The sequence below is a fragment of the Vineibacter terrae genome (genome assembly GCF_008039615.1).
In the GTDB taxonomy this organism is placed as follows: domain Bacteria; phylum Pseudomonadota; class Alphaproteobacteria; order Reyranellales; family Reyranellaceae; genus Vineibacter; species Vineibacter terrae.
The window spans coordinates 31,604-57,451 of the sequence record NZ_VDUZ01000055.1; the positions used below are offsets into that span (position 1 = coordinate 31,604).

A 25,848-nucleotide genomic window follows, 5' to 3' on the forward strand; every position below is an offset into this window, starting at 1 on the left:
CTAGTCGCTTCATCGATCGGCCCTCGGCTCGGGCTGGAACGCTGCGACGATGGCGGCGGCGGCCAGGATGCCTACCGAGAGCCATAGCCCGATGCGCACGCCGCCCGGACCGTCGGACAGCACGCCGCTGAGCACAGGGCCGATGCACTGGCCGATGCCGAAAGCGATGGTGAGCGCCGCGATCGCCGCGGTCCAGGCATGCGGCCGCGCTGCCCGGCGCGCGAACGATGTCACGGCCGTCACCACCGCCAGGAACGAGCCGCCGAACAGGACCGCCGATGCATAGGCGCCGGCCGGCGTCGGCCACAGCAGGGGCAGGGCCGCGCCCACGGCCAGCACGCTGGTGGTGACGGTGGTGCCCCAGCCGCCTTTCAGCCGGCCCAGGACGGAGCCCCAGGCGAACGCGGCGATGATCGATGCCAGGCCCAGCACCGCCCAGAACAGCGTGACGCCGCTGCTGGAGAAGCCCCGGTCGTGGCGCAGGAAGGCGATGATGAAGGTGATGTAGGCGATGTAGCCGGCGCCGAACAAGGTATAGGCCACCAGCTGGCACGCCATGAGCCGCAATGACCAGCCACCGCGCGCGCCATCGGCTGCGGTCGGCGGCACGGGGGTACGGCCCAGCACCAGCCACCCATAGAGGCTGGCTACCAGCCCCAGCCCGCCCAGGGCCAGCCAGCCGCCGCGCCAGCCGATGGCGTCCAGCAGCGGCGGCACGGCCAGCGCCGACGCGATGATGCCGATACCGGAGCCTGCGACATACACCCCCAGCAGAGTTGGCGCGCGAGCCGGTGATCCGCCGGCCGCTGCCGCCGTGGCCAGCGTTGCCCCGAGCACGAAGGCCAGCGCGCCGGTGAAGCCCGCGAGCAGTCGCAGCCACAGCAGCAGCGTGAACACCGTCGTCAGTCCGCAGAGGACGAGGGCCGCATCGGTGATCAGCAATCCCAGGGCGAACGTGCGCTTCTCGCCCAGCCACCGGCCGATGGGGGACGCCACGAGGGCGCCCGCGAGATAGCCTGCCGCGTTGGCTGCGTTCATCGCGCCGGCGTCGGTGAAGCTCCAATCCAGGGCGGTGCGCATGGGCGGCAGCAGCAGCGCATAGGCGAACCGCGCCAGCCCCAGGGTGACGAGAGGCCCCATGGCCAGCCCGACCACGACCCAGAACGGCGTCAGGGCGGCTGCAGGCTGCAGCCGCGATGGGGGTGATGCGCTGGCGTCCAAGTCGCGGCTCCGGGCGGGCACGAAGGGCTGCCATATGGCGTCGGCAACACCCGGTCATGCAAGCGTGCTGGTGCGAGCAGGGGTGACGGCGCAGACGATGCGTGTTAGTCGCAGCCGACAATGGAGGATGGCCCGATGACGACAGATGCCGATATCGCCGCGCTCGCCGAGAAGATCGCAGCCACACGGCAGAGCAAGACCACGATCGATTTCCTGCCCGGCGCGTTGGCCGACGGCACCGAGGCCGATGCCTACAAGCTGCAGTTCGCGGTGCATGCGCGCCTGAGCGCGTCGGGTAGCGACCGCATCGCCGGCTGGAAGGTGGCCGCAACCCTGCCAGCGCAGTACCAGCCGATCGGCCTTTCCGGTCCGGCCTTCGCAGGCGTCTATCAGTCCGGCATCAAGCCGTCGGGCGCTGTCTTCCCCAAGGGGGCGCTGCGCAAGTACGGCGTCGAATGCGAGGTGGTGGCGCGCATCGGGCGCGACGTGGCTGCCGGTGGCGCGCCGTACGACCGCGAGTCGATCAAGCCGTTCATCGACGCGCTGTTCTGCGGCATGGAGGTGGTCGAGAACCGCTTCGCCGACATAGCCAAGGCCGACGGCAAGTGCCGCATTGCCGACGAATTCCTCCAAGCCGCCTGTATCATGGGGCCGCCGATCGCCGATTGGCAGTCGCTCGATCTTGCCGCCATCCAGGGCCGTTCACTGCATGACGGCAAGGAGCTGGCCAGCGGGCCGGGCGCCAACGTGATGGGCCATCCGCTCGCCTCGCTGGCCTGGCTGGCCAACCAGCTGATTGCCCACGGCAAGACATTGCGTGCCGGTGACGTGGTGCTGACCGGCTCGACGCACCCGCCGCAGTTCCTCCCTGGCCCGGGCGTGGCGGTGGCCGAGTTCATCGGCATCGGCGAGACGCGCGTGACATTTGAATAGGAGGAGGCCGCGATGCCGGCGACCGATTTCACCCTCACCTCGATCGACGGCACGCCGTTGCCGTTGAAGGACTTCGCCGGTCGTCCGATCCTGCTGGTCAACGTCGCGTCGGCTTGCGGGTTCACGCCGCAATATGCCGGGTTGCAGGAGTTGCACGAGAAATGGGGTTCCAAGGGCCTCGTCGTGCTGGGCGTGCCCTCGAACGATTTCGGCGCCCAGGAGCCGGGTGGCGAGGGCGAGATCAAGCGCTTCTGCGAGACCCGCTTCGGCGTGAGCTTCCCGATGACGGCCAAGCAGGCGGTGATCGGCGGTAATGCGCATCCGCTCTATCGCTGGATCGTCGAGCAGCTCGGCGAGGGCGCCGCACCCAAGTGGAACTTCCACAAATATCTGATCGGCAGGGACGGCGAGCTGCTCGACGCCTGGCCCAGCCGCGTCGCGCCGACGTCCAAGGAGATCGTCGGCGCCGTCGAGGCGGCGCTGGCAGGCCGATAGCGGCGTCAAACCGGCACGGCGCCTTGCGCCAGGAACGGCAGGGTCGGATGGCAGGCATCGCCCAGCAGCGTGATGCGACCGCAGGGCCAGCGCGCCAGAGGCCGCCGCAGCTTCAGCGTCCACACGAACGGCTGCTCGATCGCCCGTCAGGTGGCGATCGCGCGGCTCAGGTTGGCGCGGGCACGGGCCTCGAAGCGATCGCGGAAATAGTCGGTGGCGAACAGCGCCTGCTTCTGCAGCATGCTGCGATAGAAGGCGTGGCGCGCGGCCCAGAAGGCATCGTCGGACGGATGCAGGTAGCGGAACTCGTAGCGGATGTCCTCGCCATGGCGCACGAAGTCGTCCCAGGGCGCCGCCAGCCGCCATAGATCGAGGTCGCACATGCGCGCCGCCAGCGCCGGCGGCGGCTCGGCATGGGTGGTGGCCCGGATGATGGTGTCGGCGTCGGCAATGACGGCGTCGGCCGGCGCCGGGGCGATGCCGGCATGGGCGAGGGCGAAGACGGTGGCGCGCATCAGCAGCGCCGACAATCCCTCGTTCTCGCCCTTGGGCGCGCCCGGGACATAGACGGCATCGTGGAACAGGATCGCCAGCCGTTCCGCCTCCGTCAGGTTCGGCGCATGGACCTGCGCCAGCTCGAGCAGCTCCTGGACATGGCGGGCGTCATGGTAGGCGCGATGCGGCTGGCGGTGGTGCGCCAGCGCGGCCTCGAGAAGGGCGTCGCCGGCCGTCATGGTCGGGCGCGGCCGAGGCGGTCGGTGACGGCGCGGAAGACGTCATGGAACATGGCCTCGGTCAGGCGGCCGGTGTTCGTGTTGTAGCGCGAGCAATGGTAGCTGTCGGCCAGCACCGGGCCACTGGGCAGCTCGTGCAGCCGGCCATGGGCGAAAGGGTAGCCGGCCAGGGATTTCACCCCCAGCACCCGCAGCACCTGGTCATGGGCGCCGCGGCCCAGCGCCAGGACGACGCTGAGGTTGGGCATCGATGCCAGCTCGGCACGCAGGAAGGGACGGCAACTGGCGAACTCGGCCGGCGTCGGCTTGTTCTCCGGCGGCACGCAGCGCACGGCGTTGGCGATCCGCGCATCCTTCAGCCGCAGGCCATCATGCGGGTCGGCACGATAGACGCCTTCGGCGAGATCGAACCTCAGCAAGGTGGCGTAGAGCAGGTCGCCGGCATAGTCGCCGGTGAACGGCCGCCCGGTGCGGTTGGCACCACGCAGGCCGGGCGCCAGCCCGACGATCGCCAGGCGCGCCTCGAGGGGGCCGAACGAGGGCACCGGTGCATTGTGCCAGTCGGGAAAGGCGGCGCGCTGGCGGAGACGGAATTCGACCAGCCGCGGGCAGAAGCTGCAGTCGCGCGACGGCGGCGTGAACGGCTCAGGCGCAGGGGCGGGGACAGGCGAGGCCACGGAACCACTTCCAAACGATCGGATGTCCGTGCTCTAGCACGAAGTCGCGCCGCGCGCGCCGATGCCGTAGGCTCGACCTGGAAAAGGCAAGGGGGCCGAACGGGCCCCGACCGTGGTGCAAGCGGGCCGTGTCAGGCCGATCGCACCATCGGCTCGTCGTCGAGGCTGTTGTCGCGGCCGCCAGCGGACGGTGCCTGCCGGGCAGGGCGCTCGGAGGGCGAACGCGCGATGAGCGGCGCCAGGTCGGAGAGCTCGATGAAATCGTCGGCCTGCCGGCGCAGCTCATCAGCCACCATTGGCGGCGCCGACTTGATGGTGCTGACCACCGAGACGCGCAGGCCCTTGCGCTGCACCGCCTCGACCAGGCGCCTGAAATCGCCATCGCCGGAGAACAGCACGGCGTGGTCCAGGTGCTCGGCCATCTCCAGGACATCGATGGCCAGCTCGATGTCCATGTTGCCCTTGATCTTGCGCCGGCCCATGGCGTCGGTGAATTCCTTGGTCGGCTTGGTGACCATGGTATAACCATTGTAGTCCAGCCAATCGACCAGGGGTCGGATCGGCGAGTACTCCTGGTCCTCGACCAATGCGGTGTAGTAGTACGCCCGCACGAGCCGTCCACGGTCCCGGAACACCTTGAGCAGCTTACGGTAGTCGATATCGAAGCCCAGCGCCCGAGCGGCTGAGTAGAGGTTCGCACCGTCAATGAAGAGGGCGATGCGCTCTTCGGCGTAAAAATGACTTTTCATCGTCGCTTTCCCAACACGAGGGGACTTTATACATGATCCGGCTACCGCATGATAGGGAGCCGCAAATGCTGCATGTCACTGTCAGCAGTGTAACTGACGGTACCGACCCCTCGCAAGGCACATACCTGCTGAAAATGCTCGCATTTTTTGAGCTACCCCAGGTGCGGGCCGGCCTCCTGCCGTAGCGGGCGTCGGGGCATGGCCATCTATATCGGGCTGGGCGCCAACCTCGATCACCCGCGCCACGGCTCGCCGCGGCGCACCCTGAGCCGTGCCCTGTCGTGCCTGGCCGACATCGGGGTCGTGCCCAGGCGGATGTCGCGCTGGTATCGGACCAGCCCAGTGCCACCGTCTGGACAATCCTGGTATATCAATGTAGTAGCGGAAATTACTACTGGATTAGGTGCGGAGGCGACGCTGGCGGCCTTGCATCGGATCGAGGATATGTTCGGCCGTGTGCGCACCGAACGTGACGCGCCGCGCTGGATTGATCTTGATCTTTTGGATTACGATTCGGTAGTAATCTCAAATAAAAACAGTGCGCGAATATCTTTGCCTCATCCAAGAATGCATGAGCGTGCCTTCGTCCTGCTGCCGCTGGCGGAACTGGCACCGCAATGGCGGCATCCTGTGCTGGGCGAGGCTATCACGGCCCTGATCGCGCGGCTGCCGACGGAACAGCAGATCGCGCCGCTCAGCGACTGATCCGCCCAGCAGGCCGCCTGCGCTTGCAATTTGCCGGCCACGCCTGTATCCACCGCCTTCCCCCGTTCCCGGAGTGCTTCATGGCCCGCGTGACCGTCGAGGACTGCATCCTGCAGGTCCCCAACCGTTTCGATCTGGTGATGCTGGCGGCCCAGCGTGCCCGCAACATCTCCTCGGGCGAGCCGCTGCTGGTCGACCGTGACCGTGACAAGAACCCGGTCGTCGCCCTGCGCGAGATCGCCGACAAGAAGCTCGACCTCGAGGTCCTGCACGAGAAGATCGTGAAGGGCCTGCAGAAGGAGGGCGAGGTCGACAAGCCCGAAGAGGGCAACGAGATGCTGGAGCTCGAGGAGCATCTGGCCGCGACCCTCGCCCAGCAAGGCGCCGAGGCGTCGCAACCGCGCCCGCTGCCCGCCGAGGATTACGACGACACCGATCAGCCGTAGTCCGATCAACGATGCCCTACAAAAGCGCCGGTCGGCCTCGCCGCCCGGCGCTTTTGCTTTCAGATGGCAGGTATCGGGGACCTGCCATGGTAGCGTCGCGCTTCGATGGTTATATTGATGACCGGAGGTCATCGCGACGCATGATTCGGCAGTTCGAGCTGGTCGAACGGGTGAAATCCTACGATCCCAAGGCGGATGAGGACCTGCTCAACCGCGCCTATGTCTATGGCCTGCGCAAGCACGGCGCCCAGACCCGGGCCTCGGGCGACCCGTATTTCTCGCATCCGGTCGAGGTCGCCGGCCTGCTGGCCGACATGCGGCTGGACTCGGCCTCGATCGTCACCGGCCTGCTGCACGACACCGTCGAGGACACCGACGCCACCCTGGAGGAGATCGAGCGGCTTTTCGGCCCGCAGATCGCCAAGCTGGTCGATGGCGTCACCAAGCTGTCGCGCCTGCAGCTGCAGTCGGACGACACCAAGCATGCGGAAAACTTCCGTAAGCTGGTGGTCGCCATGTCGGACGACATCCGCGTCCTGCTGGTGAAGCTGGCCGACCGCCTGCACAATATGCAGACGCTGCGCTTCATCAAGGATCCGGAGAAGCGCCGGCGCATCGCGCGCGAGACGATGGACATCTATGCGCCGCTCGCTTCGCGCATCGGCATGGAGCGCGTCAAGGAGCAGCTCGAGGACATGGCCTTCGCGGAGCTCAATCCCGAGGGCCGCGAATCGGTGGTGAACCGCCTGCAGTTCCTGCGCGAGCATGGCCGCACCCTGGTGCCCGACATCTGCGAGGAGCTGCGCGCGGCGCTGAAGGAGGCCGGGATCGAGGCCGAAGTGACCGGCCGCGAGAAGACGCCGTACTCGATCTGGCGCAAGATGCGCAGCAAGAACGTGTCCTTCGAGCAGCTTTCCGACATCATGGCATTCCGCGTCGTGGTCGACAGCGTGCAGAGCTGCTACGCCGCGCTGGGCGCCCTGCATGGCAGCTACCGCACGGTGCCCAACCGGTTCAAGGACTACATCTCCGTTCCCAAGCCCAACGGCTACAGCTCGCTGCATACCGGCCTGCACGGTCCGCGCGGCAACCGCATCGAGGTGCAGATCCGCACCCGCGATATGCATGACATCGCCGAGCACGGCGCGTCGGCGCATTGGGCCTACAAGGACGGAGCGGCGGCTACGGAAGGACGCCAGTACCGCTGGATGCGCGACCTGCTCGACATCCTCGACAAGGCGGCGGGACCCGAGGAGTTCCTCGAGCACACCAAGCTGGAGATGTTCCAGGATCAGGTGTTCTGCTTCACGCCCAAGGGCGACCTGCATACCCTGCCGCGCGGCGCCACGCCGGTCGATTTCGCCTACGCCGTGCACAGCCAGGTGGGTGACACCTGCGTCGGGGCCAAGGTCAACGGCCGCATGGTGCCGTTGCGCACGCCGCTGCAGAACGGCGACCAGGTGGAGATCGTCACCTCCAAGGCGCAGACGCCGTCACCGACCTGGGAACGCTTCGTCGTCACCGGCAAGGCCAAGGCGGCGATCCGCCGCTATGTGCGCCTGAAGCAGCGCGAGCAGTATCTCAGCCTGGGCAAGTCGATGCTGCAGAAGGCCTTCAACGAGGCCGGCGAGGCGATGACCGAGAAGGGCCTGCACGACGTGCTGGCCAACTTCAAGCAGCAGTCGATCGACGATCTCTACGCGGCCGTCGGCGCCGCCCTGGTGCCGGCGCGCGAGGTCGTGCACGCGGTCTATCCTGGCCTGAAGTCGCGGCCGGCGAAGGCCAGCGCCGACGTCGTGCCCATCGCCCGGGCCCGCGCCCGCCTGCGCGACGGCGGCGAGACGCCCATCGACGACCCGTCGATCGCGGTGCGCGGCCTGATCCCGGGCATGGCGGTGCATTTCGCGCGCTGCTGCCATCCGCTGCCCGGCGATCGGATCGTCGGCATCATCACGACCGGCAAGGGCGTCACCATCCACACCATCGACTGCGAGACGCTGGAGAGCTTCGCGCATCAGCCCGAGCGCTGGATCGATGTCGGCTGGCAGGGCAGCACCAGCGACCACGGCAACAAGTATGTCGGCCGCCTGCGCGTGACGGTAGAGAACCGCACCGGCACGCTGTCGAGCCTGTCGACGGTGATCGCCCGCAACGACGGCAACATCATCAACCTGAAGATCACCAACCGCTCGTCCGATTTCTTCGACATGCTGCTGGACATCGAGGTCTCGGACGCGCGGCACCTTGCCGACATCACCGCCGCGCTGCGGGCGACGCCCGCCATCAACGCCGTCGAACGCGCGCGGGCTTGAATTCCTACGCGAAGCACATTTCTGTCATCCTGAGCGAAGCGAAGGATCTCTTGGGCCGTCGTTTCGCACGAACCGGACTTATCGGCGCACGGCTTCGAGGCTGACGCCCGTGCGGTCCGGCGACCCAAAAGATCCTTCGCTTCGCTCAGGATGACAGCGAGGTTGGCTCCGAGATGGGGCCGCGCCGGGGAGAAGGAAAAGCCGACTACACCGTCACCGGCCGGCCGTCGATCAGGAAGTGCGTGCAGTCCAGCCGGCGCGCTTCTGCTGCAGCGTCCGTGGCCGGTTCCAGGCCGCGCACCGTGAGGAAGCCGTCCTGTTGCCATTGGGCAAGGTCCGCCCAGGCGATGCCGCATGGCACGTAGAGCCGCTTGCCTGCCAGCTCGATGCGCGCGGCGCCCGAGACCGTGTCCATGAAGAGCGTGAAGCCGGTGGCCGGCTCGGTGCAGCCGATGCTCTCGAGATCGTCTGCCGCGGTCAGCGACACCACGGCGGAATCGGCGGTCACCTGGTCTTCGGGGTAGCCGGCCCGGTAGCGGCCGCCTCGGCCCAGCTCGCCACGGGTGTCCAGGGCATAGAAGGTGAAGCTGACGCCGGTCTGGTACTCCAGGCCGCGATACTCCACCGGGTCGACGGTGAGGCGCAGGTCCGGCGCCGCGGCACGCACCAGGCTGACCGCCAGCGCCAGCCGCTCGGCTTCGCTGCGGGCTTCGGCCGGCAGGTCCAGCGCCTTGAGTGTGGCAATGCCGGGCTCCGCCTGTCCGACGCACCGCAGCAGGCCGACGAACAGGTCCGTTGCCGTGCGTGTCTCCAGCGCCCGGCGCACGGCGTCCTCGTCCTTGCGCTCCAGGGCGCGGCGCAGCCGGGCGATGACGGCACCGGGCAGGGCCAGGACACGGCATAGGGCGGTCACAAGGGTGGGCAGATTGAGGTCCACCGAGAGGTTCGCGACGCCGACGGCCCGCAGCGCCTCGACCGCCAGCAGCACGGTCTCGGCATCGGCCTCGGCCGAATCGGGTCCGATCAGCTCGGCGCCGACCTGGGCGAACTGGCGTTCGGGACGCAGCTGCGAGCCGCGCACGCGGATGACGTTGCCGGCATAGCTCAGGCGCAGCGGCCGGGCCGCGTCCTTGAGCCGCGTCACGGCAATGCGCGCCACCTGCACCGTCATGTCCGGCCGCACGCCCATCATGCGCTGCGACACCGGGTCCATCAGCCGGAACGTGTCCTTGGACAGGGCCGCACCGGGGCCGCCCAGCAGCGACTCCTCGAACTCGACCAGCGGCGGTTTGACGCGCTGATAGCCGTGCGCGGCCAGCCGGCCCATCACCAGCTCCATCGCGCGCGCCTCGCGCGCCGCTTCCGGCGGCAGCATGTCGCTCAGTCCGGCCGGCAGCAGGCCCCGGTGCGGTGTATCGGCGGCGTTCAAACGATCTCCTCCATGGACGGGATGTAGCGGAAGCGCCGGCGGGACGGAAGGCATCTGTTCCAACGGCAGCAGGCTTGGCGTAGGGTGGATAAAATCGGTTCCGCCGTGCCGTGGAGCGTGCTAGACGGCTTCACGCCCCTCACGGCCCCCTGGCCGGGAGGGGCGTTTTTCGTGCGCGCGCTGCGCGCATGTCTATGCAGGAACCATGCAATGGCTAACGTGGCGGTGGTCGGCGCCCAATGGGGCGACGAGGGCAAAGGCAAGATCGTGGATTGGCTTTCGGAGCGCGCCGAGGTCGTGGTGCGTTTCCAGGGCGGCCATAACGCCGGCCATACCCTCGTCATCGGCAACCAGACCTACAAGCTCTCGCTGCTGCCTTCGGGCGTGGTGCGGCCGGGCAAGCTGTCGGTGATCGGCAACGGCGTCGTGGTCGATCCGTGGCACTTCGTGTCCGAGATCGCACGGCTGAAGGAGCAGGGCGTCGAGGTCACGCCCGCCACGTTGCGCGTGGCCAACCACGCCGTGCTGATCCTGCCGCTGCATCGCGATCTCGACGGCTGGCGTGAGGACGTGCCCGGCGTGATCCGCATCGGCACGACGCGGCGCGGCATCGGTCCCGCCTACGAGGACAAGGTTGGCCGGCGCGCCATCCGCGTCGGCGATCTCGGCGAGCCCGAGGCGCTGGCGCGCAAGGTCGACACGCTGCTGGCGCATCACAACGCGCTGCGCCAGGGGCTGGGCCGGGACCTGGTGTCGCGCGACGATCTGCTGAAGGAGCTGCTGGACATCGCGCCCCGGATCCTGCCGTTCGCCGAGGACGTCTGGGAACGCCTCGACGGGCTGCGCCGTGCCGGCAAGCGGATCCTGTTCGAAGGCGCGCAGGCCACGATGCTCGACATCGACCATGGCACCTATCCCTACGTCACCTCGTCGAACACGGTGGCGGCACAGGCCATGATCGGCAGCGGTCTGGGCAACGGCAGCGTCGGCTATGTGCTGGGCATCGCCAAGGCCTATACCACGCGTGTCGGCGACGGGCCGTTCCCGACGGAGCTGCTCGACGACATCGGCCGTGGGCTGGGCGATCGCGGCCGCGAATTCGGCACGGTCACCGGCCGGCCGCGCCGCTGCGGCTGGTTCGACGCCGTGATGGTGCGTCAGGCGGTCAAGCTCAACGGTATCGACGGCGTGGCGCTGACCAAGCTCGACGTGCTGGACGGCATGTCCGAGGTGAAGGTGTGCACGGCCTACAAGCTCGACGGCCGGACCATCGAGCGCTTTCCCTTCACCATGCAGGCGCAGGCCAAGCTGGAGCCGGTCTACGAGACCTTCGAAGGCTGGCAGCAGAGCACGCGCGGCGCGCGCTCCTGGGCCCAGCTGCCGGCCGCCGCGATCAAGTATGTGCGCCGGCTGGAGGAGCTGATCGGCAGCCCGGTGGCGCTGCTGTCGACATCGCCGGAGCGCGACGACACTATCCTGATGAAGGATCCGTTCGCCGACTAGCGGCGCCACCCGGCATCGATCATCCACATGCAGGAGCGGGCGTCCGCCGTCGGCCGCCCGCCCGCGCACGAAGTATACATTCGTGCAAACACTCATTCATTGTCGGGACTGTGGCCGCGCACGGCCTGGCGCGAGAGCAGCTCCAGCGCCATATCGAGCGGCGGCACCTTGCCATCGGCCGGGGCGATGCCGGCATCGACGGTGCGTCGATGGCTGCGCACGATGGCCCGCGTCATCAGCGGCTCGACGCCGGTCTCCTGCAGCGTGCGCTCGACCAGCTCCATCTCTTCCCAGCGCCGCCTGGCATGCACGAGGTGCGTCTCGAGCAGGGTTGTCACGTACTGGCGGAACGTCACCAGGTCGAGGTCGCCGAAGCAGCCCATCACCTCCTCGAGGATGCCCTGCCGCCGCGCCGCGACCAGCGACTCCACGGCCAGCGCCTCGAGGCCCTTGATCACGACGCTGCGCATCATCTTCACTGCCGAGGCGCTGCCCGGCTTCGTGCCGAGCACGCTCGCTACAAAACCGTTGTCCACCATCCACGGCGACACAGCGGCGGCATCGGGGCCGGCCAGGAGCATCGGCGCCTTGTGGCCGTGCCCGAAGAACGTGCCCATCACCGCGATGTCCACGTAGCGCGCGCCGGCACCCTCCACCACGCGTCGATCGTCCTCGGCCATGCGGCCGGTGATGGTGCAGAGATCGAGATAGACCGCGCCCGGCCTGAGCAGGGGGGCCGCGGATTGCGCCGCCTCCAGCGCATTCTCGCCCGGCACGGCGCAGAAGACCAGGTCGGCCTCGCGCAGCGCTGCGACGTAGTCGCGCGTGATCGCCACGTCGAGCCGCCGCGCCTCGGCGCTCAGTGCCCGGCCGCGGTCATCGCGATCCAGCGCCGTGTCGATCGCGATCACGCGTCGCGGCCGGTTGTCGCCGGGCCGCGTGTGGCTGCGCCAGCCGTTCTCGCCGCACAATCCCCGCGCAATGGCCGCGCCGGCTTCACCGAAGCCGATCAGGGCGATGGCCAGCGGCGCGATCGGTACCGGAGCGGTCATGTCATGTTCCCAGTGGTGTCGACGCGCCATAGACACCACGCCGCGACCGCGAGGCAAGCGTGGCCGCGGTCAGGACCCGAGCCCGATCCAGGGCTTCGGGATGAATACCCACCGACCGTTCACGTGGACGAGCCCGTCGAAGGCCATGCCCAACGGCGAGCCGGGCTGCACGAACTTGAAGCGTGCGATGGCGATCCCGCGCTTCATCTCGCCCGTGACGCGCTTGTAGCCGCCCGGGAACTCCTCCAGCACCGGCTTGCCATCGATGAGATCGTCGGTGCGCGCCAGCACGAGCAGGATCTCGGTCTGGTCGGGCTTGCCGCCCAGCGTGGCGCCGGACTCCCACTGGCGGCGGTGCGCCTGCTCGATCTTGCCGGCAAGGGGGTCCTTGTAGACCGTGCGATAGTCAGCCTGCGTCGGGCGCAGCAGCTTCATCGCCGCGCTCTTGTCGGCGGTCGAGCCCGGCAGGAACTGCGCCAGCAGCGCCCGTGCCCCGGCCTCGGTGGCCGGGAAGGACTGCGCGGCTGCCGGCGCCGCGAGACCTGCCGTAAGCAGGCTGGCGCCAGCGGCCATGCGCAAGGCGGACCGTCGATGCACGAGATTGACCATGTTGAGCTCCGATGACTGTTCCCCAACCCGCCCCGCCCTTGGTGTCGGCTTCGTCGGCGGCGAGGTGATTGTCCTAGCACAGTTCGATATTGACGAGAAGTGAGTATTCGCTCAAAATATGGACATGTTTGCCAATCGCTACCTTGCTCGCTGGCGGAGCGCGGGCCTGATCGACGACGCGGCGGCGCAGCGGATCGCGTCGTGGGAACGCGCGCAGGCGCATCCCGTCTGGCTGTGGGCGCTCGCAGGCCTCGGGGCCTTTGCCGTCGGCATGGGCGTCCTGGCGCTCGTGGCCGCCAACTGGGAGCGCATTCCCGGCTGGTTGAAGATCGCGAGCAGCCTGTCGCTGGACGTGGCCGTGGCGGTGGCCGTCTTCGTCGCTTGGCAGCGCGGTTGGGAAAAGACGCGGGAGATCCTGGCGCTGATCCTGTTCGGGCTGGTGCTGGGCGGCATTGCCCTGATCAGCCAAGTCTACCAGCTCGACGGCGAGACATGGCAGGCGATGCTGGTATGGATGGCGGTGTGCACGCCGTTCCTCGCCTTGGTGACGCGCTCGCGCGTGCTGGGCATCGTGTGGGCGGTGGCCGCCACCGCGACCTACCTCCTGGCGCTCGACCCGCTGAGCCGTGTGCTGGGCCGATGGCTCGACGGCGAGGCGGTGATCCTCATCGCGTGGGTGCCGGGGCTCGCGCTGTTGGCTGTCGGCATCGTCCGCGGCTGGCTGCCGTCATGGCGTGGCCAGGCACATGCGATCGTCGCCTGCGGCGTGCTGGCGCTGCTGCTGGCGGCCAGTATCCCCCAACTCATTGTCTTTCGGCCGAAGGAGGAGGCGGGCACTGTCGTGGCAGCGGTTGCGACTGTGCTCTTGGCAGCCTTGCTGTGGCGTGAGCGTCGGCGCGACGCGCCCGGTGCCACGGCCCTCATGGTGATCGTGCTGACCGGCCTTGGCGCATGGCTCGCGACAATGGCGATCTGGAAGCTCGCCGGCGCCAACGGCGTGACGTTCTGGACACGCCGCTCGACCGACGGATTGCCGTATCTGTGCGCCGCGCTCGTCTTCATCGCCTTCTGGGCGGTGGTGAGCTGGCTGGCCCTGCAGGCCGGGCGCCGCGCTCTCTTCGTGATGGCCTTCGCGATGATCGCGGGGCGCGTCTTCGTCATCTACTGGGAGGCATTCGGCGGCCTCTTCAACACCGGCCTCGGGCTGATCGGCGGCGGGCTGCTCTGCCTCGCCTTCGCGGCGCTGGGCTGGCACCTCGCGCGCCGCGCCGGCAGGCCGGTGGAGGCCGCGATATGAAGCGCATGATGACGGGCCTGGTGATCGCGGCCCTGGCCCTGCCGGTGGCGGTGCTGGGCGCCATGGTCGGCGATGCCGAGCGCACCATCGCCAAGGCGCCCGTGATGCGCGTCGCGATCCGCGGCTACGATCCGCGCGACATGCTGCGCGGCCACTACCTGCGCTACCAGTTCGACTGGAACGCCGAGGTCCCGTTCATCGGCCGGGTGGCCCGGCTGTGCGTGCTATCGGCGCCCGCCCATGCGCCGGCGCATGTGCGGCCGCTGGCGCCGGGCAGCCCGCCCGGCCCGGACTGCGTGCTTGTCGTCGACGGCTGGGGTGAGACCCTGGCCGAGGCAAGGCGCGCCGAGTCCCGGGGCGACGTGCCCGGCCGCCTTCAGTTCACACCCGACGGTATTGGCAGCGGGCGTCTCTACGTGCCGGAGCGGCATGCCGCGCGGCTGGAAACGTTGCTGCGCGAGGGTAGGGTGCGGCTCACCATCGATGTCGCCGTGCCGGCGGTGGGCTCCCCCCGCATCAAGGCCTGGCATATCGACGGCAAGACCGTCGATGCCTACTTCGCCCAGGAGGGCAAGCAATAACGCCGTCCCGGTCGGCCGGGACGGCGCTGTATTGCGATGGATGCCGAGGACTTACGGCCGCGCTGCCTGCACCACGGCGTTCTTCATGGCGCGCTGCAGCTTCTCGAAGGCACGCACCTCGATCTGGCGCACGCGCTCGCGGCTGATCTTGAACTCGTCGGACAGATCCTCGAGCGTCTTGGGCTCCTCGATCAGCCGACGCTGGGTGAGGATGTGCCGCTCGCGGTCCGACAAGGTGCGCATGGCGTCGGTCAGCAGCGACCGGCGCTGCTCCAGCTCCTGCGACTCGGAGAAGCGGGCTTCCTGGTTGGGGGTGTCATCCACCAGCCAGTCCTGCCACTCCGACTCGCCGTCGGTGCGGGTGGGCGCGTTCAGCGACTGATCCGGCGCCGTCAGGCGGCGGTTCATGTTCACCACCTCGTCCTCCGGCACGCCCAGCCGCGTGGCGATCTTCTTCACCTGGTCGGGATTGAGGTCGCCGTCGTCGATGGCCTGCATCTGGCCCTTGATCTTGCGCAGGTTGAAGAACAGCTTCTTCTGCGCCGCCGTGGTGCCCATCTTCACCAGCGACCAGCTGTGCAGGATGTATTCCTGGATCGAGGCGCGGATCCACCACATGGCATAGGTCGCCAGCCGGAAGCCGCGGTCCGGGTCGAAGCGCTTGACCGCCTGCATCATGCCCACATTGCCTTCGGAGATCAGCTCACCGATCGGCAATCCGTAGCCGCGATAGCCCATGGCAATCTTGGCAACGAGCCGCAGGTGCGACGTGACCAGCTTGTGCGCGGCGTCGCTGTCGTTGTGCTCGCGCCAGCGCTTGGCGAGGACGTACTCCTCGTCGGCCGCGAGCATCGGAAATTTCCGGATCTCCTGCAGATAGCGGGTCAGATTGCCGTCCGGCGACAGGCTGACGACAGCAGGTAGAGCGGCGGCAGTGGCCATGATCTCCCCTCCGTTGGTTGGCAGAGCCCTCGAGCGAGGCGCCCCGTACCGAGCGGAACGCGTGAACTACGCTGTGGCTCCGAGCCCAGCTCTTTGGCACTCGACGACCACGACTGCCAAAGTATGCTGCGCTGCGGCGTAACGCAAGGATACCTGACCAATGATGTCGGAAATATGATCAGGATGGAAGCCTGAGGGCCTGAATTAATTCATTGATATCATGAGGAATTTTTATCTCGAATGCCATCCTGCGGCCGTCGGCGGGATGGTCGAAGGCGAGGTGCTGGGCGTGCAGCGCCTGCCGGGGGAAGGCGCGGGCCGCCGCGGGCAGCGTCGCCGACCGGGCGGCCCGGCCGATGGCGTAGAGCGGGTCTCCCACCAGCGGATGGCCGCGATGGGCGAGGTGGACGCGCACCTGATGTGTCCGGCCGGTGAGCAGCACGCAGCGGATCAGGCTGGCGATCGGCTTGATCGGCGGGCCGAAGGTTTCCAGCACGGCGTATTGCGTTGCTGCCGGCTTGCCGCCCGCCGGCACCACGGCCATGCGCTGCCGGTCGCGCGGGTGGCGGCCGATATTGCCTTCGATCCGGCCGGCGCGCGGCAGGGGCGCGCCGTGGGCAACGGCGGCATAGGCCCGCTCGACGGAGTGCCGGGCGAACTGGGCCGCCAGCGAGCGGTGGGCGCGGTCGTTCTTCGCCGCCACCATGACGCCCGACGTGTCCTTGTCCAGGCGGTGCACGATGCCCGGCCGGCGCACGCCGCCGATGCCGGACAGGCTGTCGCCGCAATGCGCCAGCAGGGCGTTGACCAGGGTGCCGTCGGGATTGCCCGGCGCCGGGTGCACCACCAGCCCGGCTGGCTTGTCGAGCACCAGCAGGTCGGCGTCCTCGTGCAGGATATCGAGCGGGATCGCCTGCGGCAGCGGCACGGCGGCGACGCTGGGCGGGATGGTGATCGCATAGACCTCGCCTGCCTTGACCTTGTGGGAGGCGTCCGCCATGGTCGCGCGCGCCGCGTCAGGCGTGGTGCGTTCCACGCAGCCGGCTTCGATCAGGGCCTTGCCGCGGCTTCGTGACAGGGCGGGCAGCCAGGCGGCGATGCGCCGATCGAGGCGGTCGCCGCTGTCGGCGCCGTCGACGGCGAAGGTGTGGCGGCCGGGCGCCGGCGTGTCGGCCTCCGGCCCGGCAGGCATCGCTGGCAGGACATCGTCGTCGAGGTCGGCGGCTTCGGTTTGTGGCGGACGGCGCGGCATTGGGTCAGACGCTAAGGACTACGGTAGGAATGGAGCAGGAACCTGAATCGCGCGGCGGGCGCCTGATGGTGTGGATCGTCGGCGTGATGGGGGTGCTGATCGTTGTCGGCTTCGCCATCCTGCTGGTCGAGATCGGGCGGCGCATCTTTACGCCGAAACCGGGCGCGCCGGAACCGGCTTTGGTGACGCCGGCGCCGCCGTCCCGGGCATTCGGGCAGGCCGAGGTGCGTATCCCCGAAGGGGCTCGGATCGAGAGCCTGACCGCATCGGGCGACCGCATGGTCGCGCATGTGCGCACGCGCGAGGGCGCCTCGCTGGGCTATGTCATCGACACGGCGACGGGCACCCTGCTGGGTGTCGTGCGCTTCCCCGACACCAAGTAGGCGCCAGCGTCCGATGCTGGACCACGTGTCGATCACCACGGGCGATCTCGATCGCGCCCAGCGCTTCTACGATGCGGTCATGGCCGCCCTCGGCTATCCCCGCGTCTATCGCAGCGACCGGGGGATCGGCTACGGCGAGCGCGGCGCGGCCGGCGGCTACATCTCGGTGTACCTCAGCGACGCCGTCGTGGCCGACAAGCGCCATTGGGCGTTCCGCGCGCCCAGCCGGGCCGAGGTGCGCGCCTTCCACGCGGCGGCGCTGGCGCAGGGCGGCCGCGAAGACGGGCCGCCCGGGCTGCGCCCGGACTATGCGCCAACCTACTATGCCGCCTTCGTGCGCGATCCCGACGGGAACCGGATCGAGGCGGTCTGCCGCGAACCTGAAGAGTCATGACCATGGATGCTGTCCTCGATTTCCGCAGCGACAACACGGCGGGCGCGCATCCGGCGATCATCGAGGCCCTGGGCCGCGCCTATCGCGCCGGGCCGATGGCGTCATATGGCGAGGATCCGCTCACCGAGCGTGTCGTGCAGCGGCTGCGCGCGATCTTCGAGCACGCTTCCCTGGTCGCCTATCCGGTCGCGACCGGCACCGCGGCCAACGCGCTGGCGCTGTCCTGCCTGACGCCGCCCTGGGGCGTGGTCTACTGCCACCCGGCAGCGCATATCCAGGTCGACGAGGCCGGCGCGCCCGAGCTGTTCAGCGGCGGCGCCAAGCTGGTGCCGGTGGATGGGCCTGCCGGCAAGCTCGATGCGCAGGCGTTGGCCGCCGTGCTGGCGCAGGACGTGAAGGGCGTGGTGCACCATCCCCAGCCGGCCGCGGTGTCGATCACCCAGGCGACGGAATGCGGCACCAGCTACACGCCCGACGAGGTCGGGACGCTCGCGGCCCTGGCAAAGGAGCACGGCCTGGCGGTGCACATGGATGGCGCCCGGCTGGCCAATGCCGTGGTCCATCTCGGGTGCACGCCGGCCGCGGTCACCTGGCGTGCCGGCGTCGACGTGCTGAGCTTCGGCGCCACCAAGAACGGTGCGCTCGGCGCCGAGGCGGTGGTGTTCTTCGATCCGGCCAAGGCGCGCGAGTTCGAGTTCCGGCGCAAGCGGGGAGGGCACCTGTTCTCGAAGATGCGGCTGCTGTCGGCGCAGCTCGACGCCTATCTCGACAACGGGTTGTGGCTGGCCAATGCGCGCCATGCCAATGCCATGGCGGAGGGCCTCGAGAACGGGCTGTCCCGGCTCAACAGCGTGCGGCTGCTCTACCCGCGGCAGGCCAATGAGCTGTTCGTGGCGCTGCCGGACGCGATCGCCGAACGCCTGCGGGCTGCGGGCGCCCTGTTCTATCCCTGGCCCAGCGACCGGCCCGGCGAGACGGCCTATCGCTTCGTGACGTCGTTCGAGACGCGCCCCGAGCAGGTGGCGCGCGCGGTGGCGGCTGCGGCCGGGTAGGCTGCCTTTCCGTCATCCCGAGCGCAGCGAGGGATCTCCCGCGAATGACGCCCGGTGCGTCGATTTCAGGAGATCCCTCGCTGCGCTCGGGATGACGGAATTGATCGTATCGCAATGGTGCGTGTTCTAACCTCGGCCTCCGAACGATCGTTCCGTGCGGCCGCACATGCTTACGCTTCGGCAGATCGAGGTCATCCGCGCGATCATGGTCACGGGCACCGTGGGCAGCGCCGCGCGCCTGCTCAACGTGTCATCGCCCGGCATCAGCCGGGTGATGAAGCACGCGGAGAGCGTGCTCGGGATGCGCCTGTTCAGCCGCCGCAACGGCCGCTACACGCCGACGCCCGAGGCCAAGGACATTTTCGCCCAGATCAACGGCGTCTACGACAAGGTCGAGGACCTGCAATACGTCATCAAGCGCCTGGCGCAGGGCGCCGACTCGGCGCTGAAGATCGGCTCAGTCCCCAGCATCGCCAATGTCATGGTGCCGCGCGCCATCGCCGGGGTGCGCCGCCGGTTTCCCAACCTGCTGATCGATGTCGACGTGCTCAAGATCGAGGAAGCCATCGACTACCTCCTTCTCGGCAAGGGCGAGGTGGTCGCCATGAGCTACCACTACGAGCACCCGATGCTGGCCTTCGAGCCGCTTGCCAAGGGACGCCTGCGCTGCATCGTTCCGGAGCAGCATCCGCTGGCCACGCGCAGCACGATTTCGGCGCGCGAGATCGCCAGGCACCCGTTGATCGGCATCGACCCCAACGACCCCTATGGCCGTGTGATGACGGCGATCTTCGCGCGCCACGCGCTGGACTACACGGTGAGCATCCGTGCCCGCTTCGGGTCGACGGTCTGCGCGCTGGTGACCAACGGCCTGGGGATCGCCATCGTCGACGAGTTCACGGTGGCCGGCGACAACTGGCCGCGCATGCACACGCTCACCATCGAGGAGGACACCACTTTCCAGACCTACGTGGCGCTGCGCAAGGATGCGACGTTGTCGAGCTACTGCGAGCACTTCATCAGCGTGCTGCGCACCGAGATGGAGCAGCTTGCGGCCGGCCCCGACCGTCGGCCAGGGGGCAGCACGAGGCCGCGGGTCAGAAGCAGAAATTAACCCAGAGTTACGTCTGGCGCTAAACTTGATCATTGCCATTACATAGCGCCTGCGACACCGTGCAGATGCACGAACGACCGGCGCATAGCCGGCAGGCATGCGAAAACAAAAGAGCGCGGGCCGGCTCGACGGCGCCGGAATGAAGTTTTGGGAGGAGAGAGCGAATGAAGCGCGCGACATTGCTGGGGCTGGCGTTTGCACTGGGGCTGGCCATGCCGGTCATGGCTCAGGACACCATCAAGATCCCCAACATCATCGAGCTGTCCGGGGGCGGCGCCACGGTCGGCAACAACTGGAAGAACGGTTCCCAGCTCGCCGCCGAGGAGATCAACGCCGCCGGCGGCATCCTCGGGAAGAAGATCCGGCTCGAGTTCGTCGACACGGCGAGCGACCCGGGCAAGGCGCGCGCCGCGGTCCAGCGCGCGCTTGACGAGGAGCCGATCGCGATCTTCGGCCCGATCTACTCTGGCAGCGTCAGCGCCACCTTGAAGCTGACCGCCGATGCCGAGACGGCCCAGATCATGGGCGGCGAGGCGGCCAATCTGACGGCGCAGGGCTCGAAGTACCTGTTCCGCACGTCATTCGGCCAGAACGTCTCGATGCCGAAGATCGCCAACTACCTGCGCGACGAGGTGAAGGCCAAATCGGTGGCCGTCGTCTACGTCAACAACGATTTCGGCAAGGGCGGCCGTGACGCGATCATCAAGGAGCTCAAGGAGCGCAACATCGCCGTTGCCGCCGATCTGTCGACCGAGGCCGGCCAGGCCGATTTCGCGGCCGACGTGATCAAGCTGAAGGGCGCCAATGCCGATGCGATCTTTGTCTACCTGAACGAGGAGGAGAGCGCCCGCTTCCTGCGCGAGGCCAAGAAGCAGGGCCTCAACAGGCCCCTGATCGGCGAGACCACGCTGCTGGGCCAGAAGGTGATCGACCTGGCGGGCGACGCGGCTGACGGCGTGAAGGGGCATGTCGGGCTTACGGTCGACGCGCCGATACCGGCGATCCAGGAGTTCGGCCGCAAGTTCCAGGCCCGCTACAACTACAAGCCCGACCACAACGGCGTGAAGGGCTACATCGCCGTGTACATGCTGAAGGCAGCCGCCGAGAAGGCGGGCAAGCTGCAGCCCAAGGCGATCGCCGCCGCGCTGCACGGCCTCACCATCACGCCCGACAAGACCCCAGGCATCCTGATCGAGGCGACATGGGACGACACGGGCGAGATCGATCGGATCAGCTTCCTGGGCGAGGTCAAGGACGGCAAGCAGGTGATCACGCAGATCCTGCCGAAGCTCAAGAAGTAGGGCCGCTTGCGGCTTCATGGTGAGCTCGGGTGGATGCGAGGCATTCACCTGACCATGAAGCGGTCCCCAAGGACCTTGAGCTCATCGTCAAGGCCGCTCTCCGACGTGCGTCTGAGGATGATCCGCCATGGCAGATTTCCTGCAGCTCCTGATTTCCGGCCTCGCCACGGGGGCGATCTACGCCCTTGCCGCCATCGGCTTCACGCTGCTGTGGCAGACCTCGCAGACCATCAACTTCGCGCAGGGCGAGTTCGTGATGCTGCCGGCCTTCTTCGCCCTCGTGGCGATGACCTGGCTCGGCCTGCCTTTCGCTGTCGCCGTGGTCATCGCCATCGTCTGCTCCATGCTGGTGCTGGGGCTCATGTTCAAGGTCGTGGTGGTCCAGCCGCTGATCAAGCAGGGTGTCCTGCCGCTCGTGATCTCGACCATCGCGCTCAGCGTCCTGCTCAAGGAGGGTGTCAAGGACGTCTATAGCGCCGAGGCGCAGCCGTTCCCGACGCTCTTTCCCGACGTCACCCTGTCGGTTGCCGGCGTGGCGGTGTCGCTGGCGCAGGTCGGCGTCCTGGTCGTGGCCTTCGGCACCATCGTGGCGCTGCAGTGGTTCCTGGGCGCCACACGCATCGGCCGGCAGATGCAGGCCACGGCGCAGAATCCGACCGTCGCGCGCATCCTGGGCGTGCCGGTCGAGCGGATGATCCTCTACACGTTCCTCATCAACGCCGTCCTGGCCGCGATGGCCTCGATCCTGATCTCGCCGATCTATCTGGCGAAGTTCTCGAACGGCGAGAGCCTGGGGCTGGCGGCGTTCGTCGCCGCCATCGTCGGCGGCTTCAATCAGGTCCGCGGCGCGATCGTGGGCGGCCTGCTGATCGGCGTCGTCGACAATCTCGCGGCGGCCTATGTCTCGACGTCGTATCGCCAGGCCGTGCCGCTGATCCTGCTGGTCGCGATCATCCTTTTCCGTCCGCAGGGGCTGCTGGGGCGTCGCGAGGAGCGTGCCGTATGATCTCCCCGAGGCTCGCGTGGCTGCTGGTGGCCCTGGGCGCGCTGATGCTGGTCCTGGCGCCGATCGACCTGACCGGCATCGGCATCCCGTATCCCGGGCTGAAGCGTTACGGCACCTACATCATGACGCTGTGGCTCGTGACCGCGATCGCGGCCATGGGGGTGAACCTGATCGTGGGATATGCCGGCCTGGAGACCCTGGCGCAGGCCGCCTTCGTCGGCATCGGCGCCTATGTCACCGCCCTGATGGTCAAGGCGGGATGGCCGTTCGGCCTCGCCTTCCTGGCATCGGGCGTGGCCGCGTTCGCGGTCGGGATCATGCTGGGCTTCCCGGCGCTGCGGGTGCGCAAGCACTACCTGGCGTTCGTGACCTTGGCCTTCTCCGTGCTGGCCTGGCTCGTCTTCCGCAACGAGCAGTGGCTGACCGGCGGCGTGATGGGGATCGGTGACATCAGCCGCCCGACGCTGTTCGGCCACACCCTGCGCCGGCATGTCGATTTCTATTGGTTCGTGCTCGCGATAACGGCGGTGCTGACGTTCGCGCTGTGGTGGATCATCCGCTCGCCCTGGGGCAGGGCCTTCACGGCGCTGCGTGAAAATCCGATCCGCGCCGAGAGCCTGGGCGTCGACGTGCGCCTCTACACGCTGCTGGCGTTCGCCATCGGCTCCGCCTATGGCGGCCTCGCGGGCAGCCTCTATGCGCCGCTGGTCGAGTTCATCGATCCCAATCCGTTCGCCCTGGGACCGTCGCTGCTCTTCATGCTGATGGTCGTGGTCGGCGGCGCCGGCCGGTTCGCCGGTCCGTTCGTCGGGGCAGCCGTGGCGGTGCTGCTGCCGGAATGGCTGCGCTTCGCCGAGGGCTTCTACCTGCTGATCTACGCCGTGCTGGTCATGACGATGATGGCCTTCTGTCCGACCGGCATCATGGGACTGGCCGAACGCCTGCTTCCGGCACGGCGACGGCCGACGGCCGCCGCGACGGCCCCATTGCTGGGTGAGGCCAAGCCATGACCGCGGTTCTCGAGGTGCGCGACATCGCCAAGTCGTTCGGCGGCGTGCATGCCGTCCAAGGCGTCTCTTTCGACGTCCACGAGGGCGAGATCCTGGGCATCATCGGTCCGAACGGGTCCGGCAAGTCGACCCTGTTCAACTGCATCCTGGGCCAGCTCGCGCCGACGCGCGGCGAGGTGCGGATCGACGGCCGCAATGTCAGCGGCAAGCGGCCCTCGGAATTGAACCGCCTGGGCATCAGCCGCACATTCCAGCTCCTGCAGGTCTTCCCGCAGCTGACGGTGCGCGAAAACCTGATCCTGGCCGGGCAGGAGCACAAGGGCTCGCGCCTGGGCCGGCTGTTCGGCGCCCGCGACGCCGGGCTGGGCGCTGCCGCCGACCGCATGATCGACTTCTTCCGCCTGGGCCACCTGGCGCATGAGAATGCCGGTGGCCTGTCCTACGGCCAGCAGAAGCTGCTCGACGCCGCGATGGCCTTCATGGCGGGGCCGCGGCTGGTCCTGCTCGACGAGCCTGCCGGCGGCGTCAACCTCACGATGCTGGCCAGCCTCAAGGAAAGGCTGCAGGCGATCAACCGCGAGACGCGCGCCACCTTCGTGGTGATCGAGCACAACATGGAGTTCGTGATGGCGCTGTGCTCGCGCATCATCGTGCTGGCGGAAGGCCGGATCATCGCCGAAGGCGAGCCCGCCGCGGTGCGGCGCGACCCGAAGGTCATCGAAGCCTATCTGGGGCACTGAAGCATGGGCGCCGACACCATCCTGACGCTCGACAACGTCGTCTCCGGCTACGGCAAGATGACGATCCTCAACGGCACGACGGCCGCGATCCGGCGTGCCGCGATCACCACGGTGATCGGCCCCAACGGCGCCGGCAAGTCGACGATGTTCAAGACCGTCTTCGGCCTGCTGGGCGCGCGCACCGGCCGCATCACGTTCGATGGCGCCGATACCACGCGCTGCACGCCGCGCCAGATGCTGGATCGCGGCATGTGCTACGTGCCGCAGGGCCGCAACATCTTCCCGGAGCTCTCGGTGCGCCACAACCTGGAGCTCGGGGGCGTGGCGATGCCCGATCAGTCGCGCCTGGGCGCGCGCATCGAAGCGATGATGGCGCGCTTCCCGATCCTCAGGGAGAAGGCGGCGGCCCAGGCCTCGACCTTGTCGGGCGGCCAGCAGAAGCTCCTGGAGGTGGCGCGCGGGCTGCTGCTGGATCCCAAGCTGATGCTGATCGACGAGCCTTCGATCGGCCTGTCGCCGCTGATGGTCCAGGAGGTGTTCGCGATCCTCAAGGATCTGCGCGACAAGGGGGTCACGATCCTGCTGATCGAGCAGAATGCCAAGCAGGCGCTGGAGATGTCGGACTACGGCCTCGTCCTCGAGCAAGGCCAGGCCCGGATCGAGGATGCCGCCGGCAATGTCCTGAGCGACCCCCGCATCGCCCAGCTGTTCCTAGGCGGCGGGCTGGCGCCGGCGCAGCAGGTGGCGTGATGCGCAAAGCCATGCTCGTGGGCCTTGTCGGCTCGAACATCACGCGCTCGCTGTCCCCGGCGCTGCACGAGGACGCGTTCGCCGCTGCCGGCATCGTCGGCCACTATCACCTGATGGATGTCAGCCGGCTGAAGGGGCGGCAGCTCGATGACCTGCTGGCGGCCGTGCGTACGGCCGGCTTCGCTGCCATCAATGTCACGCACCCCTTCAAGGAAGCCATCCTGCCGCTGCTCGACGAGGTGTCGGCAGGCGCGCGCCAGATCGGCGCCGTCAACACGGTGGTCATCGACGCCGACGGCCGGACCGTTGGCCACAACACGGACCGCTCCGGCTTCCGCCGCGCCTTCGAGGAGACCCTGGGCGCGGCCGCGGCCCAGGGTCGGCAGGTGCTGCTGCTGGGCGCCGGCGGCGCCGGGCGCGCGGTCGCGTTCGCGCTGATGGACCTGGGCGTCGAGCGCCTTCTCATCCACGACAAGGAGCAGGGCCGCGCGACGGCGCTGTGCGCCGATCTCATCATGCGGTTTGGCGCCAGCCGCTGCGCCTTCGCGGAGAGTCCAGGGCTGGTCGCGAAGGCCGTCGCCGGCATCGTCAATGCGACGCCGGTCGGCATGACCGGCTATCCGGGCTCTCCCATCGCCGAAGACCTCGTCCGGTCCGGGCACTGGGTCGCCGATATCATCTACACGCCGCTCGAGACACAGCTCATTGCCCATGCCCGCGGCAGGGGCTGCCGCACGATGACCGGCGGCAGCATGTGCGTGCACCAGGCGGCCGATGCGTTTCGCCTGTTCACGGGACTGTCGCCCGACATTTCGCGCATGCGGAGCGTGTTCGATCGGGCTTGCGCGGCCCGCGATACGGCGGTGCGCAACCCCGGGCCCTGAACGGCATTGAACAGGAGCTTCCTCTCCCCGCGAGCGGGGAGAGGAAGGGGCCCATGCCGAAGGCATGGGAAGGTGAGGGGTAGGAACGATCAAGCCATACGGCAGGAACAGGGACTGTTCGCGCGTACCCCTCACCCTCCCATCGCGGCGCGATGGGCCCCTTGTACAGACCGATTAGATCGGTGACGGAATAGACCGGATACATCGGTAACAGTTTTGGCATGGAGGTGAGCATGCCGTGGCTGGAGACCGATGCGATGAAGGAGCGTAGGCGAGT

27 protein-coding genes are annotated in these 25,848 nt (G+C 68.2%); 18 read left to right on the forward strand and 9 right to left on the reverse strand.

Annotated elements, in window-relative coordinates; translation table 11 throughout:
* Positions 1–9: 9 nt before the first annotated feature.
* Positions 10–1,221 (reverse strand): YbfB/YjiJ family MFS transporter, encoded by a 1,212-nt coding sequence (locus FHP25_RS33540; RefSeq protein ID WP_147851356.1) that lies wholly within the window; start codon positions 1,219–1,221, stop codon positions 10–12.
* Positions 1,222–1,356: 135 nt separating this feature from the next.
* Between FHP25_RS33540 and FHP25_RS33545 the strand changes: the two genes are divergently transcribed.
* Both FHP25_RS33545 and FHP25_RS33550 read left to right on the forward strand, forming a co-directional pair.
* On the forward strand, positions 1,357–2,154 hold the full coding sequence (locus FHP25_RS33545) for a 2-keto-4-pentenoate hydratase (protein ID WP_178133977.1): 798 nt from the start codon (positions 1,357–1,359) through the stop codon (positions 2,152–2,154).
* Positions 2,155–2,166: 12 nt separating this feature from the next.
* Positions 2,167–2,649 (forward strand): glutathione peroxidase, encoded by a 483-nt coding sequence (locus FHP25_RS33550; protein ID WP_147851358.1) that lies wholly within the window; start codon positions 2,167–2,169, stop codon positions 2,647–2,649.
* A gap of 146 nt (positions 2,650–2,795) precedes the next feature.
* On the opposite strand, the gene FHP25_RS33560 is transcribed toward FHP25_RS33550, so the two are convergent.
* The 3 genes from FHP25_RS33560 to FHP25_RS33570 form a co-directional block, all read right to left on the reverse strand.
* Complete coding sequence (locus FHP25_RS33560; protein ID WP_147851359.1) at positions 2,796–3,383, reverse strand: HD domain-containing protein; 588 nt, start codon at positions 3,381–3,383, stop codon at positions 2,796–2,798.
* Entirely contained in the window at positions 3,380–4,060 is a 681-nt protein-coding gene (locus FHP25_RS33565; RefSeq protein ID WP_147851360.1) for a uracil-DNA glycosylase, read from the reverse strand. Before FHP25_RS33565 ends, FHP25_RS33560 begins: the two co-directional genes overlap by 4 nt.
* 131 nt (positions 4,061–4,191) lie before the next feature.
* Complete coding sequence (locus tag FHP25_RS33570) at positions 4,192–4,809, reverse strand: LabA-like NYN domain-containing protein (RefSeq protein ID WP_147851361.1); 618 nt, start codon at positions 4,807–4,809, stop codon at positions 4,192–4,194.
* A gap of 198 nt (positions 4,810–5,007) precedes the next feature.
* Here FHP25_RS33570 and folK point away from each other — a divergent pair, with 198 nt between their 5' ends.
* The 3 genes from folK to FHP25_RS33585 all read left to right on the forward strand — a co-directional run bounded on the left by folK (position 5,008) and on the right by FHP25_RS33585 (position 8,272).
* Complete coding sequence (folK, locus tag FHP25_RS33575; protein WP_147851362.1) at positions 5,008–5,514, forward strand: 2-amino-4-hydroxy-6-hydroxymethyldihydropteridine diphosphokinase; 507 nt, start codon at positions 5,008–5,010, stop codon at positions 5,512–5,514.
* Between the two features lie 80 nt (positions 5,515–5,594).
* Positions 5,595–5,960 carry a DNA-directed RNA polymerase subunit omega gene (gene rpoZ, locus FHP25_RS33580; protein ID WP_147851363.1) on the forward strand — a complete coding sequence of 122 codons (366 nt, stop codon included), beginning with the start codon at positions 5,595–5,597 and terminating at the stop codon, positions 5,958–5,960.
* A 140-nt stretch (positions 5,961–6,100) separates the two neighbouring features.
* Entirely contained in the window at positions 6,101–8,272 is a 2,172-nt protein-coding gene (locus FHP25_RS33585) for a RelA/SpoT family protein (protein ID WP_147851364.1), read from the forward strand.
* A 205-nt stretch (positions 8,273–8,477) separates the two neighbouring features.
* Here FHP25_RS33585 and FHP25_RS33590 read toward each other — a convergent pair whose 3' ends face one another.
* Positions 8,478–9,701: an ATP phosphoribosyltransferase regulatory subunit gene (locus FHP25_RS33590; protein ID WP_231712574.1), complete on the reverse strand. Its 1,224-nt coding sequence runs from the start codon at positions 9,699–9,701 to the stop codon at positions 8,478–8,480.
* 210 nt (positions 9,702–9,911) lie between these two features.
* Here FHP25_RS33590 and FHP25_RS33595 point away from each other — a divergent pair, with 210 nt between their 5' ends.
* Positions 9,912–11,204 (forward strand): adenylosuccinate synthase, encoded by a 1,293-nt coding sequence (locus FHP25_RS33595; protein ID WP_147851366.1) that lies wholly within the window; start codon positions 9,912–9,914, stop codon positions 11,202–11,204.
* 92 nt (positions 11,205–11,296) lie between these two features.
* On the opposite strand, the gene FHP25_RS33600 is transcribed toward FHP25_RS33595, so the two are convergent.
* Together FHP25_RS33600 and FHP25_RS33605 are read right to left on the reverse strand one after the other, a co-directional pair.
* Positions 11,297–12,256: a DUF1932 domain-containing protein gene (locus FHP25_RS33600; protein WP_178133978.1), complete on the reverse strand. Its 960-nt coding sequence runs from the start codon at positions 12,254–12,256 to the stop codon at positions 11,297–11,299.
* Between the two features lie 69 nt (positions 12,257–12,325).
* Positions 12,326–12,865, reverse strand: a complete 540-nt coding sequence (locus FHP25_RS33605; protein WP_147851368.1) for a hypothetical protein — start codon at positions 12,863–12,865, stop codon at positions 12,326–12,328.
* A gap of 124 nt (positions 12,866–12,989) precedes the next feature.
* On the opposite strand from FHP25_RS33605, the gene FHP25_RS33610 reads away from it, so the two are divergent.
* Positions 12,990–14,162, forward strand: a complete 1,173-nt coding sequence (locus tag FHP25_RS33610) for a DUF2157 domain-containing protein (RefSeq protein WP_178133979.1) — start codon at positions 12,990–12,992, stop codon at positions 14,160–14,162.
* A complete protein-coding gene (locus tag FHP25_RS41095) occupies positions 14,159–14,743 on the forward strand; it encodes a GDYXXLXY domain-containing protein (protein WP_178133980.1) in 585 nt (194 codons plus the stop codon). The genes FHP25_RS33610 and FHP25_RS41095 overlap by 4 nt, the downstream gene beginning before the upstream one ends.
* Before the next feature lie 51 nt (positions 14,744–14,794).
* Here the strand turns inward: FHP25_RS41095 and rpoH are convergent, their stop codons facing one another.
* Both rpoH and FHP25_RS33625 read right to left on the reverse strand, forming a co-directional pair.
* On the reverse strand, positions 14,795–15,685 hold the full coding sequence (gene rpoH, locus FHP25_RS33620; RefSeq protein WP_147851371.1) for an RNA polymerase sigma factor RpoH: 891 nt from the start codon (positions 15,683–15,685) through the stop codon (positions 14,795–14,797).
* A 178-nt stretch (positions 15,686–15,863) separates the two neighbouring features.
* Positions 15,864–16,937 (reverse strand): RluA family pseudouridine synthase, encoded by a 1,074-nt coding sequence (locus FHP25_RS33625; protein WP_231712575.1) that lies wholly within the window; start codon positions 16,935–16,937, stop codon positions 15,864–15,866.
* Positions 16,938–16,966: 29 nt separating this feature from the next.
* Between FHP25_RS33625 and FHP25_RS33630 the strand changes: the two genes are divergently transcribed.
* The 10 genes from FHP25_RS33630 to FHP25_RS33675 all read left to right on the forward strand — a co-directional run bounded on the left by FHP25_RS33630 (position 16,967) and on the right by FHP25_RS33675 (position 25,571).
* Positions 16,967–17,320 (forward strand): hypothetical protein, encoded by a 354-nt coding sequence (locus FHP25_RS33630; RefSeq protein ID WP_147851372.1) that lies wholly within the window; start codon positions 16,967–16,969, stop codon positions 17,318–17,320.
* Positions 17,321–17,333: 13 nt separating this feature from the next.
* Positions 17,334–17,714: a VOC family protein gene (locus FHP25_RS33635; protein WP_147851373.1), complete on the forward strand. Its 381-nt coding sequence runs from the start codon at positions 17,334–17,336 to the stop codon at positions 17,712–17,714.
* A gap of 2 nt (positions 17,715–17,716) precedes the next feature.
* The gene (locus tag FHP25_RS33640) at positions 17,717–18,766 is read left to right on the forward strand and encodes a threonine aldolase family protein (RefSeq protein WP_147851374.1); all 1,050 of its coding nucleotides are present in this window, start codon (positions 17,717–17,719) and stop codon (positions 18,764–18,766) included.
* 166 nt (positions 18,767–18,932) lie between these two features.
* Positions 18,933–19,880, forward strand: a complete 948-nt coding sequence (locus FHP25_RS33645) for a LysR family transcriptional regulator (protein WP_147851375.1) — start codon at positions 18,933–18,935, stop codon at positions 19,878–19,880.
* A 164-nt stretch (positions 19,881–20,044) separates the two neighbouring features.
* Positions 20,045–21,181 carry an ABC transporter substrate-binding protein gene (locus tag FHP25_RS33650; protein WP_147851376.1) on the forward strand — a complete coding sequence of 379 codons (1,137 nt, stop codon included), beginning with the start codon at positions 20,045–20,047 and terminating at the stop codon, positions 21,179–21,181.
* 127 nt (positions 21,182–21,308) lie between these two features.
* Positions 21,309–22,187, forward strand: a complete 879-nt coding sequence (locus FHP25_RS33655; protein WP_147851377.1) for a branched-chain amino acid ABC transporter permease — start codon at positions 21,309–21,311, stop codon at positions 22,185–22,187.
* A gap of 44 nt (positions 22,188–22,231) precedes the next feature.
* On the forward strand, positions 22,232–23,197 hold the full coding sequence (locus FHP25_RS33660) for a branched-chain amino acid ABC transporter permease (protein WP_147851384.1): 966 nt from the start codon (positions 22,232–22,234) through the stop codon (positions 23,195–23,197).
* On the forward strand, positions 23,194–23,937 hold the full coding sequence (locus FHP25_RS33665; RefSeq protein ID WP_147851378.1) for an ABC transporter ATP-binding protein: 744 nt from the start codon (positions 23,194–23,196) through the stop codon (positions 23,935–23,937). The genes FHP25_RS33660 and FHP25_RS33665 overlap by 4 nt, the downstream gene beginning before the upstream one ends.
* Before the next feature lie 3 nt (positions 23,938–23,940).
* Positions 23,941–24,687 carry an ABC transporter ATP-binding protein gene (locus tag FHP25_RS33670; protein WP_147851379.1) on the forward strand — a complete coding sequence of 249 codons (747 nt, stop codon included), beginning with the start codon at positions 23,941–23,943 and terminating at the stop codon, positions 24,685–24,687.
* A complete protein-coding gene (locus tag FHP25_RS33675) occupies positions 24,687–25,571 on the forward strand; it encodes a shikimate dehydrogenase (protein WP_218578798.1) in 885 nt (294 codons plus the stop codon). The genes FHP25_RS33670 and FHP25_RS33675 overlap by 1 nt, the downstream gene beginning before the upstream one ends.
* The last annotated feature ends 277 nt before the right edge of the window (positions 25,572–25,848 follow it).